Genomic DNA, 15041 nt, shown 5'->3' with positions numbered 1-15041 from the left:
ATGTTCGATACCATCCGTCACAACCAATTGGTCGATACCGTGTTTGCCCGCGCACCGGTGGTACCGGTGATTACGATTGAACACTTGGGCGATGCCCTGCCGCTGTGTCGGGCGTTGGCCGATAACGGCCTGCCGGTGCTGGAAGTGACCCTGCGCACCGCCTGCGCACTGGACGCGATTGCCCTGCTGGTGCGCGAATTGCCACAGGCCTGCGTCGGGGCTGGCACCGTATTGAATGCGCGTGATCTGGATGCCGTCAGCAAGGCCGGGGCTGCGTTTGCCATCTCCCCCGGGGTCACCGATACGCTTTACAACGCTGCCAAAGACTGCGCCACGCCACTGATTCCCGGGATTGCCACCGCCGGTGAATTGATGCGCGGACTGGAACACGGCTGGCAGCGTTTCAAATTCTTCCCCGCCGAAGCCAGCGGCGGCGTGGCCGCACTCAAGGGGTTTGCCGGCCCACTGCCGATGGCGCGCTTTTGCCCCACCGGCGGGATTGATATGCACAAGGCACCGTCGTATTTGGCGCTGCCCAATGTGGCCTGCGTGGGCGGCTCATGGATGCTGCCAAACGATGCCATCCAAGCGCGCGATTGGGCGCGGATTGGGCAGTTGGCGCAGGCGGCATCGCAACTGGCGCGATAACGCCGCAGGCGGTGTGCACGGCCGCGGGCAATCTGCCTCAGGCGGTGCGTGTCCCCGCATGCTCACGCGCATTGGCCAAGCGGGTGATGGCTGCGTTGTGTGCGATCAAGTCAGCGCATTCGGCGACAAAAATACCCATCTGGCCAACCTTGAATTCCACCCACGCCAGCGGCAATTCGGGCAGCAGCTTGACCAACGCACGCTCGGATTCACCCACTTCGCAGATCAGCAGCCCGTCTTCGGTCAGGTGCAGTGGGGCGTCGCGCAGAATCTTCAAGGCAAGGTCTAGGCCGTCGTCGCCGGCGCGCAGGCCCAGTTCGGGCTCGTGTGCGTATTCGCGCGGCAGGGCGTCGGTTTCGTCATTGGTGACATACGGTGGATTGGTGACGATCAAGTCGTAGCGTTGCCCACCCAGCCCGGCAAACAAATCAGACTTCACAAAGCGCACATTTTCAACCTGCAGGCGCTGCTCGTTTTCGCGTGACAGCGCCAGCGCATCGTCGCTGATGTCCACGCCGTCCACATGCCAGTCCGGGTTGTAGTGCGCCATCGCGATGGCAATACAGCCAGAGCCGGTGCACAGATCCAGTGCGCGGCGCACTTCGCGGTCGCCCAGCCACGGCTGAAAACCAGCTTCGATCAGTTCGGCAATCGGCGAACGCGGCACCAGCGCGCGCGGGTCAGATTTGAAGCTGAGGCCAGCAAACCAAGCCTCACCGGTCAGGTAGCAGGCGGGAATGCGCTCTTCAATGCGGCGCAGGAACAGCCCCAGCACATCCTCTTTCTCGGCTTCCGTTACCCGTGCATTGCCATACGCCGGTGGCAGATCGTGCGGCAGGTGCAACGCGTGCAAGGTGAGCTGAGTGGCTTCATCCAGTGCGTTGTCGTAGCTGTGACCGAAGGTCAACCCGGCCGCGTTGAAGCGGCTGGCGCCATAGCGGATCAGGTCGATGATGGTTTGCAATTCAAGGGACATGGCGGCCACGCGCGGACAAGACCGTTAATTATAGCGGGGGTGCGCAGGTATCATGGGGGCCCGACCGTTTCCGAAATCCCCATGGCCAAACGCCCTGCCCTGCTATTGAGTCTGGCCGCACTGGCGGCTGCCGTTGGCGTGTGGGCCGCACAACGGTATTTCCCGGCCACCCCAGCACAACCAATGCCTGCATTGCCCGCAACGCAGGCCATTACGCTATTCCCGACTCCCCGCGAAGTGCCGGCGTTTACGCTGCAACAGGCCGACGGCAAGCCGCTCGCAGCCACCCAACTGCAAGGCCACTGGACGCTGGTATTCCTTGGCTTCACCCATTGCCCGGACGTGTGCCCCACCACGTTGGCGCAATTGGCCGGCGCGCAGAAGCAATGGGCCACTCTGCCCGCAACCACGCGTCCGCGCCTGCTGTTTGTCTCCGCCGACCCCGAACGCGACACTCCGCAGCTGGTAGCGCAATACGCCCACGCCTTCCACCCGGACACCCTCGCCGCCACCGCGCCGCTGCCGCAGTTGCAAGCGTTTGCTCGCTCGCTGTCATTGGTGTTCATGAAAGTACCCGGTGCCAGCGGTGCCGCCGACGATTACAGCATCGACCATAGCGCCGCCTTGGTACTGCTGGATCCGCAGGTGCGGATGGCTGGCGTGGTGCAACCGCCGCTGGATGTGAAGGGCATTGCTGCCGACCTTGCCACGCTGACCAAGACCGTAAAATGACTCCACTGACCGCCCTGACCTACGTCCTGCCACATCGCCTGCTGTCGTCACTGGCACGCAAATTGGCGTATTCGACGAATCATTCGATCAAGCAATGGCTCATCGACACGGTCACCCGCAAGTTCGGTGTGGACCTGAGCGAAGCCGCGGAGCCCGACCCCACCGCGTACCCCAGCTTCAACGCCTTCTTCACCCGCGCGCTGAAGCCCGGTGCGCGCACGCCCGACGCCGACCCGCGCGCCCTGCTGATGCCGGCCGACGGCCACATCAGCCAGTGCGGGCCGATCGTGGACGGCCGCATCTTCCAGGCCAAGGGCCAGGGCTTCACCGCCGCCGAACTGCTGGGCAGCGAGGCGGATGCCGCGCCGTTCCGCGACGGCAGCTTCGCCACCGTGTACCTGTCGCCGCGCGACTACCACCGCGTGCACATGCCGTGGACCGGCACCCTGCGCGAAACCGTGCACGTGCCGGGACGGCTGTTCTCGGTGGGTACCGCCGCCGTGGCCGGCGTGCCGCGCCTGTTCGCCCGCAACGAGCGCCTGGTCTGCCACTTCGACACCGACTTCGGCCCCATGGTGCAGGTGATGGTGGGCGCGCTGCTGGTCTCCGGCGTGGAAACCGTGTGGAGCGGCGTGGAAATCCCCGCCTACGGCGACGCCATCACCCGCAAGGACTATCGTGGCAAAGGCATCACGCTGGAGCGCTTCGCGGAAATGGCCCGCTTCAACTACGGCAGCACCGTCATCGTGCTGCTGCCCAAGGGCGTGGCCGCTCTGGAACCCTTGCTGGGTGCAGAAAGCCCGGTGCAATTGGGGCAGCGGTTGGGGCTGCGTGGCTAAGGCTGCCTGATACGGCACCGCTTAGAGACGCACCACCCAAGGCAGCACCGCCAACGCAATACCCAGCACAAACAGCAGCACCGCATTGCTCAGAAAATAAGGAATGACCATCAGCGCCACGCCGCTCACCAGCGGCAGCGGTGCCCGCTGTTTGCGCCCGTACAGCACGTAACCAACGCCAACCGCGCCAAACAGCACACCTGCCAACAGGATTGACGTGCTCATGTTGCCTCCATCTACGCCATCACGCCCAAGGAGTGCGCACACGCCATCACCATATTGATGAGACCGCGGGTCTGAGCTGACATCGCCATCACCTGCGCTTGCCCGGCTTGGCGGGTTTGGCATCCTTTGCTTGCTTCATCTTTGGCTCAGGCATCAACGCGGCTGTTTCCAGCAGCAATTCACGCAAGCGGTCACCATCGTCCAGCAGTTCGTCGGCCACCGGGTAGTCTTTGGCACCGGGGTATGGCGGCGCTGTTGGCAGGCTGGCGGCCAAGTGCGTGACGGCATCGGAAGGCTTGATGAAAAGGCTGTTGTCGCAGGCAAAGGCCACCACTTTCTCGTCCACGTACAGAGCGTATTCCCCGAACATGCGGCGGTGGGTCAGGCGGGCGCCTAAGCCGGCCTGTTCCGTGAGATAGGCGATGAAATCGGTGTCGGTGGCCATGGCGTCATAGCATCCCAGTTTCAAGTTTCCTCAATCAACCCCATCACCGGACCCAGCAGGCTCAGCCCTTGCAGCCCTCCAGCTTCAAACTCTGCCCCGGCTTCAGCGCGTACCTGGGTTTCCTCAATTTGTTGGCCTGCGCCAAATCACCCAGATCGCAATCAAACTTGCGCACAATTTCACTCATGGTGTCGCCGCGCTTGACCTTGTAGTGCCTGGCTTTGACGGGCTTGGCGGGTTTGCGTTCCGGCACCGCCGCCGCTGCGGAAGGTGCAGGCGTGGCCACTGCCACTTGCGGGCTACCCGCAGGTGTGGGCTCGCCCACCCGCACTAATGCAGATTGCACATTGCTGGCCATCAGCTGCTTGGCCAAGGCCATGCGCTGGCCGTGTGCGCAGTTGAAACGGTACAGCCAGCTGATGCGGAACGTCGCGTTCAAGCTTGTTCCGGCCGGTAGCATGTCGTCTGCGGCCCAGCGCGGGTTGAGATTGCGCAGTGCACGCAGGTAGCCATCGCGCGAGCCCCAATTGCCCAGGCAAATCGTCAACTCATACAGCGATGCCGGCTGCGCCAAGGTAATCGTGGACGGGCGGCTACTGACGCTGGGCCAGCGGATGCCGTATTCCTTCGGATGCAAGAACAACCATGCTGCGGCAATCACCATCGGCACGTAGTCCTTGGTTTCAGCCGGGAACTGGTTGTACACATCGGGATCCCAGAAGCTGCGCCCGCCGGTATCACGAAACACCCGCAGGGCGCGGCCTTCGCCACCGTTGTAGCCAGCCAGTGAGAGTTCGATGCTGTTATTGAGCTGGGCCATGCGTTCGCTGAGATACTGCGCCGCCGCGTCGGCGGAGGCTTTGGGGTCGTAGCGGGTATCGAACCCACTGCCATCATTGCCCAGCCCAAAGCGCCGCCCGGTAGCCGGCATGAACTGCAGCGGCCCCACCGCGCCCGCGCGCGAGCCCACATGCACCTTGCCATTGGATTCCTTGGCCATGATCCCGAACAACAGCGCCTCCGGCAGGCCATGTTGCTTGAACGCCGGGGCCATCTGCGCCTGCATGTAGCGATAGTTTTCGTAGCTGTCCATCAATGATGGCCGCATGTCGGTCAACCAGCGTCGAATACCTGCCTGTACCGCGGGGTTGAACTGCACCATCTTGACGAAGCGCTGGCCATCCTCGCTGAGCAAGGACGCGGCATTGGCGGTATCGGGCACGTTGGCAGCAGTGAAATCGCGCTCATCCAACGGGTCTTCATCGGCAGCGGGCATGCCATCGTCAAACTGCGGGGTCGCTTTGAGCAGGCGCTCGTAGGTGGTCAGCATGGTGTCCACGGCGCAGCCGCGCTGCTTGGTGCACGCATCCACTACCGCTTTCATTTCCGCCAGCGCACTGGTGGTTGCGGTGGCCGCGGCGTCCTCGTCCTCGGCCAACATGGCATCGCGATAATGCTTTTCTGCCGCATCCATGCGCTGCTGCAATTGCACCACAGCGGCCGCATCCGCTTTTTTGGTATCGGCCGAGTGTGCCGGGGTGAACACTGCCGCCAACAGTGACAACGACAGCGCAACAACGAGGTGCTTCAAGCGAGGATTCATCAGACCAGCAACATGCAACACGGGGCAGCAGGTTAGCCGCCGCAGATAGGTGCCGCAACCTTCGCAGTCATCGTTCGCTCAGCATCGCTATAGAATCCAAGCTTGCCCCCACCCTGCGGATCACCATGAACCCTATCTTCGTTGGCAAGGCTGTCACCACCCCAAACAGCGGCAATGTCGTGTTGTTGCCGCAGTACGGCAACCGCCATGGCCTTGTGGCCGGCGCCACCGGTACCGGCAAGACTGTCACCTTGATGACGTTGGCGGAAGGCTTTTCGCGCTTGGGCGTGCCGGTGTTTCTGGCCGATGTGAAGGGCGACGTCGCAGGCTTGGCGATGCCCGGAAGCAGCAGCGAAAAATTGCAATCGCGCATTGCACAACTCGGCATCACCGACTACAAGAACGAAGCCGCACCCGTGGTGTTCTGGGACTTGTGGGGCAAGGCCGGGCACCCGGTGCGCACCACCGTGAGCGAAATGGGCCCCACGTTGCTGGGCCGCATCCTGGAACTCAATGACACCCAAAGCGGGGTGCTGGATATCTTGTTCAAACTGGCCGATGACCGTGGCTTGCTGCTGCTGGATCTGGCCGATTTCCGCGCCCTGCTGAATTTGATTGCCGAAGAACGCCAGGACATCAGCACCTCGTATGGCCTGGTCAGCACGCAATCCATCGGCGCCATTCAACGTGCGCTGCTGCGCCTGGAACAAGAAGGCGCGCAAATGTTCTTTGGCGAGCCTGCACTGGAACTGGCCGACATCATGCGGGTCAATTACGACGGTCGCGGCGTGGTCAATATTCTGGCTGCCGATCAATTGATCCTGAAGCCCAAGCTGTATTCCAGCTTCCTGCTGTGGCTGCTGTCGGAACTGTTTGAAACCCTGCCGGAAGTGGGTGACCTGGATAAGCCCAAGCTGGTGTTTGTGTTCGATGAGGCGCATTTGCTGTTCAACGATGCCCCACCCGCACTGCAGCAGCGCATCGAACAAGTGGTCCGGTTGATTCGCTCCAAAGGCGTGGGCGTGTATTTCTGCTCGCAATTTCCGGATGACATCCCCGCCAATGTCCTGGGTCAGCTGGGCAACCGCGTTCAACACGCCTTGCGTGCGTTTACCCCGCGTGATCAGAAGGCCGTGAAAACCGCCGCTGAAACCTTTGTCAGCAACCCCGATCTGGATGTTGCCAACACCATTGGCCAACTGGGTGTGGGCGAGGCCCTCACTTCGATGTTGATGGACAAGGGTGTGCCAATGCCGGTCGAGAAAACCTTGATCGCCCCCCCGCGCTGCCGGATGGGTGCAATTACCGATGCCGAACGTGCGCAAGTGCGCGCAGGCAGCCCGGTGGGTGGCAAGTACGACACCTTGATCGACCGCGAATCCGCCTCGGAATTGCTGGCCAGGAAAGCCCAGGCCAAGGCCGAACAAGCACAAGCCCCGCAAGCGCAGACCCGCGAACAGGACCAAGCGAGTGCCAGCCACGGCTTTGGCGATGCAGTGAAAGATGCGCTGTTTGGCACCAACCGCCGGCAGGGCATGATCGAATCCATGGCCAAGCAAACCGCCCGCACCGTGGGCAGCCAAGTAGGCCGGCAGATCATGCGCGGGCTGCTGGGCGGCATTTTTGGCGGCAAGCGCTGACCTCGCTGCCGCGCACTCCCAATTCACCCCTCATCGACAGAACTTCTCAATGAAATCCTTCGCCATCGTGAGTGCAATGCTCACAGCCATCACCCTGACCGCCTGCAAGCCACAGACACCGGCACCGGCAGCGCCCGTCAGCACCGCCACTGCTCCCGCTGCGCAAGCACCGGCAACGATCACGGGCACATTTTCCGGCACTCTGCCCTGCGCCGATTGTGCTGGTATCGACAGTACCTTGGTGCTGACGGCCGATGGCAAATACCACTTGACCGATGCCTATCAGGATAAAGATCACAGCAGTTTTGTTTCCGAAGGTGAGTATTCACTGGAAAGCAGCGGCAAGACCTTGCACCTGCGGCCAAGCAACAAGGACGAGTACGACGGGTATTACGCCATCGTGTCGCCCACGCAGCTCACCATGCTCGACCGCGAAGGCAAAGCGATCGAGGGCCAACTGAACCACACCCTCACCCGCAAGTAAGCGCATGGGCCGCTGGCGTCCGCCTGCCGAAAAAAGTACGGCACTGATCACCCGCGCAGGCCATGACCGGCTGAAAGCGGAGCTGGATGAACTCTGGCGCATCAAACGCCCCGAGGTGGTGAAAGCCTTGGCGGCGGCGGCGGCGGAAGGCGATCGCTCTGAAAATGCCGAATACACCTATCGCAAGAAACAGCTGGGTGAAATCGACCGCCGTGTGCGCTACCTCAGCAAACGACTGCCTGACTTGAAGATCGTGGACACGGCACCTTCCGACCGCGAGGCTGTGTTTTTTGGTGCGCAGGTGGAACTGGAGAACATCGCCTCGGGTGACACCGTGCACTATCGCATCGTGGGCCCGGATGAAACCGATGCCAAGCGCGGCTGGATCAGTATCGACGCCCCCTTGGCACGCGTGCTGCTGAAAAAGCGCATGGATGATGAAATCGAAGTGCAGCTCCCCGGCGGCACGATGCGCTTCGCCATCATCGCGGTTAGCTATCAGGAGGCGTGATCGGCATCAGGTCCGCAGTCTTCAGACACGCAAGCCATCAAACTCCGGATGCCGGCGCATCCATACATCGGCATAGGAACACTGCGGCTCCACCTGCAAGCCGTGGTCACGGGCGTATTCCAACGCCGCTTTCACCAGGGCCGCTGCAATTCCGCGCCCACCAATCTCGCTAGGCACGATGGTGTGGGTGATGACGATACGGCCATCGCCCATTGCGTATTCCACATAGGCATGATGGCCATCGGTTTGGGTGATAAAACGATGCGCCGCGTTGTCGTGCGTGACAGCCGTCATGACAGACTCCTGAAAATTTGCATCATCCCAACAAGCTGCGGCTGAAATGCCCCAGGATGGCCGGCTGCAGCAGCACCGTGAACAACACACCGTAGGCCGCACCCCACAAATGCGCGCTGTGATTGACGTTGCCGCCGCCACGGCGATCCATCCAGATGCTGTAGCCCACATACAACACGGCAAACAAAAACGCCGGGATCGGCACCGGGATCGGGAAAATAATGAGTTTGGTCCACGGGTCGAACAAAATTGCCGCAAACAGCACCGCCGACACCCCACCCGATGCGCCCAGGCTTCGGTAGTTGGGGTCGCGCTGGTGTTTGATGAAGGTGGGCAGGATCGACACCACGATGGCCGACAGATAAAACAACACAAACCCCAGCGGCGTGATCCATGCCGAAAACACCCGCTCTACCGCACTGCCAAACGACCAGAACGTAATCATGTTGAATAGCAGGTGTGTCCAGTCCGCATGCACGAAACCGTAGGTCAGCAGGCGATCGTATTGGCGGTTGCGCTGTACCGCCGGCGGCCACAGGATCAAGCGCGCCAGCAAGTGCTGATCACTGAAGCTGCGCCAACTGACCAATACGGTGATGGCGATGATGATGTAAGTGAACACGGCTCAAGCCATCCGGTAGTTATCTTGCATGGGATACGTGCGGGCGTAGGCCGCAAATGCCAAGGCCGCGACAAATGCAAACAGGGCGAAGAAAAACATCAGAAATGCGTTTTCGCTATAACCGCTGCTGGCGATCCGTGCGGTTACCGTTTCATTGCGCACCGCCACGTTGGTCAGCAGTACCCACAGGCTACCGAAGGTGCTGGTCAGGTACCAAAATGCCATGATCACGCCTTTCATCCCGGCGGTGGCCTGGCTGTAAGCAAATTCCAGTGCCGTGGCCGACACCAGCACTTCCCCAAACGTCAACAACAGATACGGCCAAGTCTGCCATGCCAAGGACGTGGGCACGCCATTGTCAATCTGCAGTTGCAACAACCCGGCGATCACCCATGCGATGCCGGCAAACATGATGCCCCAGCCCATCCGCCGCAACGGCGTTGGCTGATAGCCCAAACGACGCAGTACCGGGTACAACACGATGTTGTTGAACGGGATCAACAGCATGATCAGCAGCGGATTCAGAGCCTGCATCTGGCCTGCCTCCTGCACCAGCCAACTGGGCCACCACCACAGCGCGTGCGGGATGCTCATCGCCTTGCCTTGAATCACCCAAGTGCTGGCTTTCTGGTCGAACAACGACCAAAACGGCGTGGTCAGCGCAAACACGATCAAGATGCGCAACACCGCACGCACGCCATCCACCGCTGCATCCGGGTGCAAACCGCGCGCACGCTCCAGTTGCATTGACACCCCGATGCCGCCAAATGCGATCAGCGTACCCAGCGCCAGGCACGCCGTAATCACGAAATGAAATGCCTGCGGCCAAAATGCCGGCGCGACACCAAAGCCAACCTGCAGCGCCCAACATGACAACATTGCCATCGCCAGCAGCGCACCCGCACTGGCAACCAGCAGCCCCCATCGCCGCTTCCCCGGCACCTGCGCCAGCAGTGCAGTGCGGGCCACATGGAAAAACGCATCCGGGTCTGTACCGTGGCTTGGCGGCACCCGCACGTACTGGCCACGCCCTAACCAAAACAGGATGGTGGCAATGAACATCAGCACGCCAGGAATACCGAACGCGACGGCTGGCCCAAGGTTGCGCAGCAACAACGGCATCAATAAGGACGCAAAAAAGCTGCCGAAATTGATCGTCCAGTAGAAGCCATCGAACACCAGTTTCGCCAAATGCTTGTTGGCACTGGTGAACTGGTCACCACAAAAACTCACCACTAGCGGTTTGATCCCACCGCTGCCCAACGCGATCAAAAACAAGCCGGTATAGAATCCGCTGCGATCGCTCTCGAACAATGCAAGGCAGGCATGGCCAGTGCAGTAAATCAGTGAGAACCACAGCACCGTGTTGTACTTGCCGAAGAAGCGGTCAGCCAGCCAGCCGCCCAACAGCGGGAAGAAATACACCCCAATCACGAAGCTGTGGAACACATCCTTGGCCACACCTTGCCGTTCGGTTTCCGGCACATACGCCAAGATCACGCTGGAGACGAGGAACTGCACCAAGATGTTGCGCATGCCGTAGAAGCTGAAGCGCTCGCAAGCTTCATTGCCGATGATGTATGGAATCTGCCGCGGCAGCCGCGCCACCTCGCTCAAGCCCATTCGGTCAGCCCCTCGGCGGCATACAACTTGGCAAACGACGGCCGCGCTTTCATGCGCGCCGCCAGTGCGGCCAACTGCGGGAAGTCAGTGGCCGGGGTTGGCGTATTGCGTGCCCACCGCATCAGCATGACCAGATAGAAATCCGGCACGCTGGGCGCATCTCCCAACAGGTACGGCCCGTGCGCCGTCAGGTGGGCATCCAGACGCTGCCAATGTGCCGCCACACGCTGCGCGACATGCGCATGCACGGCATCGCGATTGTCCTCACCCGCCACTTCACCCGGATACCACCACTGCCGCAGTAGCGGCTGCACTTCGTTGGCCAGATCGAACATCCATTGCAGGAAATCCATCCGCAATGGGTTATCCACACGCGGCGCAAGCCCGTGCTGCGGATGGCGTTCGGCCAGCCAAAGCGCCAATGCTGCGGCCTCATGCTGCGGCTTGCCATCCACGACAAGTGTGGGCACCACGCCGTTCGGATTGAGCGCCAAATACTCGGGAGATTTCTGCGCGCGGCTTGCAAAATCGACCAACCGCAACTCGTAGGGCATGTCGAATTCAAGCATCAGCCAATGCACCAGAAAACTGGCTGAACCGGGGGCGTAATACAGCAAGGTCGTCATCGCAGCATCCACATCCAATCCGGGAGATGCCCCATTCTCACACATGCCCATGCCAGCGCAGCGTGACTTTGGGCAGTCCTGCGCAACGGTCACCGTGGACTACCATCCCTGCACCGTTCAGGAGACTCCCCCATGCGTCACAGCATTCTTGCATTGGCCCTGCTAACCGCCGTGCCAACCATTGCGATGGCCGCCAAACCCAATCTTGGCACCGTGGCCGAACGCAGCGGTTACCAGCAGACCGGTCGCTATGATGAGGTCATTGCCCTGTGTGCCGCCTTCCAACAGGTATTTCCGCAATCAGCACGCTGCTTTGACTTCGGCACCAGCCCGCAGGGCCGGCCAATGAAGGCGCTGGCGGTGTCCACCAGTGGCGCACTGACGGCTGACGATGCCCGTGCCAAGGGCGTGCCGGTGGTGTTGGCGCAGGGCGGCATCCATGCCGGTGAAATCGACGGCAAGGACGCTGGCTTCGGGCTGCTGCGCGATCTGTTGCAGGGCAAGGTTGGCAAGGGTCTGCTGGACAAGCAGGTGTTGCTGTTCGTGCCGGTATTCAATGTCGATGGCCACGAAAACTTCAAAGCATGGAACCGCCCCAACCAGCGCGGGCCGGCGGAAATGGGGTTCCGGGTGACCGCCCAGCGCTACAACCTCAACCGTGATTATGTGAAAGCCGACGCCCCGGAAATGCAGGCGATGCTGGCGCTGGTCAATGCCTGGGATCCGCTGGCCACATTGGATTTGCATGTCACGGATGGCGCCAAATTCCGCCACGACATTTCCGTCACCGGCGACCCGGTCAACGTGGGCGATACCGCCCTGCGCGAAGCCGGCAAGGCGCTCAAGGCCGGCATCATTGCCAAGCTCAAAACCCAGGGCTCGCTGCCGGTGGATTTCTACCCCAGCTTTGCCGACTATGACGACCCCGCCAGCGGCTTTGTGGAAACCGCCTACACCCCGCGCTTTTCCAGCGGCTATTTCCCGCTGCGCAACCGGCTGGTGATGCTGATCGAAACCCACTCGTGGAAGACCTACCCCGAGCGCGTGCACAGCACATATAACGCCGTGCTGGATACACTGGAACTGGTGGCGCAACACGGCAGCCAGTGGCGGCAGTTGGAGCTCGATGCCGACACGCGCGCCGCGCAACTGGCCGGAAAACCCGTCCCGCTGGATTACAAAACCACCGAGGAAAAACGCATCATCGACTTCCTTGGCTATGCCTACAAGCGCATGCCATCCACGGTTTCCGGCACCGACATGGTGGTGTATGACGAGCGCACCCCGCAGCTGTGGATGCTGCCGCTGCGTGACACCATCGTTCCCGGCATTACCGTCATCGCGCCCAAGGCCGGTTATCTGGTGCCTGCCGAATACGCCGCACAAGTCGGCGCTGCGCTGCGTTTGCACGGCATTGAATTTCGCACACTTGCAACACCGCAGGCCAACGCCGAGGTGGAGTCCTTTATCGCCGACAGCGTGAAGTTTGCAGCCGCGCCTAGCGAAGGCCACCAGCGCACCACACTCACCGGCAACTGGAAGCCTGCATCCGCCAACCTGGTGGCGGGGGCGCTATTTGTGCCCATCGCGCAAGCCAAGGCACGCCTGGTCATGGCCATTCTTGAGCCACAAGCCCCCGACTCCATCGCCGCATGGGGCGGCTTCAACAACAGTTTTGAGCGCAAGGAATACATGGAAAGCTACGTGGCCGAAGAACAGGCGCGGCTGATGCTGGCCAAAGATTCCGCGCTGCAGGCCGAATTTGACAAGAAGTTGAAAGACGATCCCGAATTCGCCAAGAACCCGATGGCGCGTCTGGATTTTTTCGCGCGTCGGCACCCGGCGTGGGACCTGGGCTATAACCGCTATCCGGTGCTGCGTACGGGCACGGCTTATTGAGGATTCAACAGTTCTCGTACTTCCAGTTGCGGCGCTTGCCTTCGGCCATCCATCCCACCGCCTGCGTCACTCGCTTGCTGCGAGTTTCCTCACGCTTGGCTTCAGCGATCCATTCGATGTATTCGCGTTTGCAGCTTGGTGGAAATGCCTCGAATGTCGCCTGCGCGGCCTTGTTCTTCTTCAATGCAGCCAACAATGATTCTGGCATTTCCGCCTGCGGCTTCGATGAAGACCTACGCGGCGGCGACTTCACGCCATCTTCGTTGAGCTTCATCGCCTTGCGAATCTGCATCAGCAAGGTTCGCTTCGATGGCAGGTCATCCACTGAGGTCAGTTTGCCAAAGCTGCCCATGCCGTCGTGTGGCTCGCCTTCACCCACTACCAGCGCATGCTTCCAGAAGCCGAACGAAGCGTGCTGCTTGAACGCCGCCATCCCGCACAGGATGCTGCCCGCATACATGAAGGTCGGCATGCCCCATTTGATCGTTTCCTCGGCATCCGGGCAGGCATCGTGCAACAACCCGCGTACATGCGTGAGAATGGGTTGCGCGAACGGTGCGGCGCGTGCGATGTAAGCGTCGATACGTGGGTCATGGGGCATGGCAGTTGCACACAAATGGACTTGCGCGCATTCTGCGCCGGTGTCAACCACGAAAACAGGGGGCGACATGGCCACTGCCGAACGTCGCAGCACGATCACCCCGCTCAGTCGCACGCTGCGGCGTGAGCTCAACGAAGCGCAAATCGACACCTTGGTCGGCTTGGAACGTTTTGGCTGGGAACTCAAATTCATCCGCAAACCTCTGTTCAAAGCGTCCGTCCCGGTGATCTTCGATGGCGATCGCAAAGTGTTTGCCACCTTGGAGCCGGATGGTCGCTTGAATGAGCATCCGCCCTTTCATATCCGCCCATTCTGAGCCTGGATTCCTGCATGCGTAAGCCACTGACGTGGGGTCTGCTGTTATTGGTGCTGGCTGGTGTTTGGTGGATGCAAGATCGCTCCGCGCAGGTGGGGAGTGCACGCACGCCAACGGTGTCGACTGCGAACGGCGCCCGCACGGTTGCCGCACAGACTACCGCAGCATCGCGGGGTGGACCTGCTGCAAGACTCACTACCAGCTCTGCTGCAAGTGCACTCCCGGATTTTCTGCCTGCCGAAGCCTTGCGCAGCATCACGCTGATTCAACGCGGCGGACCGTTCCCACACTACCAGGATGGCGGTGTATTCGGCAATTTTGAAAGTCACTTGCCGCGCCAACCGCGTGGCTGGTATCACGAATACACGGTGGAAACCCCGGGTGCGCGCAATCGCGGCACGCGCCGCATCATCACCGGTGGTACGCCGCCGCGTGAGTGGTATTACACCGATGATCACTACGCCAGCTTCCGTCGCTTCGACGTTCATTGAGGCACACCATGCACGACGACGAAGCCTTCAGTTTGGACCTGCATGACGCCAATCAGGCTGGTGTCTATTTCGTCACCGAGGACGATCTGGGCACGCTCGCCGACTCCACGCATGACGCCCGGTTATTGCTGCGCACCATCGACTTACGCGACTGCACCGACAAAGACGCGCTGCTGCTGCACTTGGCCAATGCCCTGGAGTTTCCCGCCGATCAAGGCCGCAATTGGGATGCCCTGTCCGACCAGTTGCGTGACCTGTCCTGGCTGCCGGCTGCGGACGGCTACAGTGTGCTGCTGTCGCATACCGAAGACCTGCGTGATGCCGACGAAGCCAGCTTCGACATCTTGCTGGACATCCTTGATACCGCCGCACTGGATTGGCAACAACGGGATATTCCGTTCTGGGTATTTTTTGCGCTTCCCGAGACCGAGTTCCCACCGCAAGAATGACCCACGCGCTAGCATAC

19 protein-coding genes are annotated in these 15041 nt (G+C 61.1%); 10 read left to right on the top strand and 9 right to left on the bottom strand.

Annotation, left to right across the window (positions count from 1 at the left end):
- The gene (locus K7B09_RS03085; protein ID WP_223626660.1) at positions 1-648 is read left to right on the top strand and encodes a bifunctional 4-hydroxy-2-oxoglutarate aldolase/2-dehydro-3-deoxy-phosphogluconate aldolase; all 648 of its coding nucleotides are present in this window, start codon (positions 1-3) and stop codon (positions 646-648) included.
- Between the two features lie 37 nt (positions 649-685).
- Here the strand turns inward: K7B09_RS03085 and prmB are convergent, their stop codons facing one another.
- Complete coding sequence (prmB, locus tag K7B09_RS03080; protein ID WP_223626657.1) at positions 686-1624, bottom strand: 50S ribosomal protein L3 N(5)-glutamine methyltransferase; 939 nt, start codon at positions 1622-1624, stop codon at positions 686-688.
- Positions 1625-1705: 81 nt separating this feature from the next.
- Between prmB and K7B09_RS03075 the strand changes: the two genes are divergently transcribed.
- Positions 1706-2356 carry an SCO family protein gene (locus K7B09_RS03075; RefSeq protein ID WP_223626655.1) on the top strand — a complete coding sequence of 217 codons (651 nt, stop codon included), beginning with the start codon at positions 1706-1708 and terminating at the stop codon, positions 2354-2356.
- Positions 2353-3195 (top strand): archaetidylserine decarboxylase, encoded by an 843-nt coding sequence (gene asd / locus K7B09_RS03070; RefSeq protein ID WP_223626653.1) that lies wholly within the window; start codon positions 2353-2355, stop codon positions 3193-3195. Before K7B09_RS03075 ends, asd begins: the two co-directional genes overlap by 4 nt.
- Positions 3196-3216: 21 nt before the next feature.
- On the opposite strand, the gene K7B09_RS03065 is transcribed toward asd, so the two are convergent.
- The 3 genes from K7B09_RS03065 to K7B09_RS03055 form a co-directional block, all read right to left on the bottom strand.
- Positions 3217-3420 carry a hypothetical protein gene (locus K7B09_RS03065; protein WP_223626651.1) on the bottom strand — a complete coding sequence of 68 codons (204 nt, stop codon included), beginning with the start codon at positions 3418-3420 and terminating at the stop codon, positions 3217-3219.
- 88 nt (positions 3421-3508) lie between these two features.
- Positions 3509-3865 (bottom strand): TfoX/Sxy family protein, encoded by a 357-nt coding sequence (locus K7B09_RS03060; RefSeq protein WP_223626649.1) that lies wholly within the window; start codon positions 3863-3865, stop codon positions 3509-3511.
- Between the two features lie 61 nt (positions 3866-3926).
- A complete protein-coding gene (locus K7B09_RS03055; RefSeq protein WP_288969663.1) occupies positions 3927-5468 on the bottom strand; it encodes a transglycosylase SLT domain-containing protein in 1542 nt (513 codons plus the stop codon).
- A gap of 125 nt (positions 5469-5593) precedes the next feature.
- On the opposite strand from K7B09_RS03055, the gene K7B09_RS03050 reads away from it, so the two are divergent.
- Genes K7B09_RS03050 through greB form a run of 3 tightly spaced genes read left to right on the top strand, consistent with a single transcriptional unit; the run spans position 5594 to position 8103 of the window.
- Complete coding sequence (locus tag K7B09_RS03050; RefSeq protein ID WP_223626645.1) at positions 5594-7108, top strand: helicase HerA-like domain-containing protein; 1515 nt, start codon at positions 5594-5596, stop codon at positions 7106-7108.
- A gap of 49 nt (positions 7109-7157) precedes the next feature.
- The gene (locus K7B09_RS03045) at positions 7158-7592 is read left to right on the top strand and encodes a copper resistance protein NlpE (RefSeq protein ID WP_223626642.1); all 435 of its coding nucleotides are present in this window, start codon (positions 7158-7160) and stop codon (positions 7590-7592) included.
- A 4-nt stretch (positions 7593-7596) separates the two neighbouring features.
- Entirely contained in the window at positions 7597-8103 is a 507-nt protein-coding gene (gene greB, locus K7B09_RS03040; RefSeq protein WP_223626639.1) for a transcription elongation factor GreB, read from the top strand.
- 21 nt (positions 8104-8124) lie between these two features.
- On the opposite strand, the gene K7B09_RS03035 is transcribed toward greB, so the two are convergent.
- Genes K7B09_RS03035 through K7B09_RS03020 form a run of 4 tightly spaced genes read right to left on the bottom strand, consistent with a single transcriptional unit; the run spans position 8125 to position 11268 of the window.
- Positions 8125-8397 carry a GNAT family N-acetyltransferase gene (locus K7B09_RS03035; protein ID WP_223626637.1) on the bottom strand — a complete coding sequence of 91 codons (273 nt, stop codon included), beginning with the start codon at positions 8395-8397 and terminating at the stop codon, positions 8125-8127.
- A 22-nt stretch (positions 8398-8419) separates the two neighbouring features.
- The gene (locus K7B09_RS03030; RefSeq protein WP_223626635.1) at positions 8420-9019 is read right to left on the bottom strand and encodes a rhomboid family intramembrane serine protease; all 600 of its coding nucleotides are present in this window, start codon (positions 9017-9019) and stop codon (positions 8420-8422) included.
- Positions 9020-9022: 3 nt separating this feature from the next.
- On the bottom strand, positions 9023-10642 hold the full coding sequence (locus K7B09_RS03025) for a POT-type proton-dependent oligopeptide transporter (RefSeq protein ID WP_223626633.1): 1620 nt from the start codon (positions 10640-10642) through the stop codon (positions 9023-9025).
- The gene (locus K7B09_RS03020; protein WP_223626631.1) at positions 10633-11268 is read right to left on the bottom strand and encodes a glutathione S-transferase family protein; all 636 of its coding nucleotides are present in this window, start codon (positions 11266-11268) and stop codon (positions 10633-10635) included. Before K7B09_RS03020 ends, K7B09_RS03025 begins: the two co-directional genes overlap by 10 nt.
- Positions 11269-11400: 132 nt before the next feature.
- Here K7B09_RS03020 and K7B09_RS03015 point away from each other — a divergent pair, with 132 nt between their 5' ends.
- The gene (locus K7B09_RS03015) at positions 11401-13167 is read left to right on the top strand and encodes a M14 family metallopeptidase (protein ID WP_223626629.1); all 1767 of its coding nucleotides are present in this window, start codon (positions 11401-11403) and stop codon (positions 13165-13167) included.
- 4 nt (positions 13168-13171) lie between these two features.
- Here the strand turns inward: K7B09_RS03015 and K7B09_RS03010 are convergent, their stop codons facing one another.
- Positions 13172-13768: a YdeI/OmpD-associated family protein gene (locus tag K7B09_RS03010; RefSeq protein WP_223626627.1), complete on the bottom strand. Its 597-nt coding sequence runs from the start codon at positions 13766-13768 to the stop codon at positions 13172-13174.
- Positions 13769-13835: 67 nt separating this feature from the next.
- Between K7B09_RS03010 and K7B09_RS03005 the strand changes: the two genes are divergently transcribed.
- From K7B09_RS03005 to K7B09_RS02995, 3 genes are read left to right on the top strand one after another with little or no spacing between them, the layout of a single operon-like run.
- Positions 13836-14084, top strand: a complete 249-nt coding sequence (locus K7B09_RS03005; RefSeq protein ID WP_223626625.1) for a hypothetical protein — start codon at positions 13836-13838, stop codon at positions 14082-14084.
- 14 nt (positions 14085-14098) lie between these two features.
- Entirely contained in the window at positions 14099-14575 is a 477-nt protein-coding gene (locus K7B09_RS03000) for a guanyl-specific ribonuclease (protein ID WP_223626623.1), read from the top strand.
- An 8-nt stretch (positions 14576-14583) separates the two neighbouring features.
- Complete coding sequence (locus K7B09_RS02995; protein WP_223626621.1) at positions 14584-15024, top strand: barstar family protein; 441 nt, start codon at positions 14584-14586, stop codon at positions 15022-15024.
- Positions 15025-15041: the final 17 nt, after the last annotated feature.

Source organism: Thermomonas beijingensis (assembly GCF_020034655.1).
Lineage (GTDB): Bacteria > Pseudomonadota > Gammaproteobacteria > Xanthomonadales > Xanthomonadaceae > Thermomonas > Thermomonas beijingensis.
Note: the sequence above shows the minus strand (reverse complement) of the source record. Positions and strands in the feature narration are given on the sequence as shown.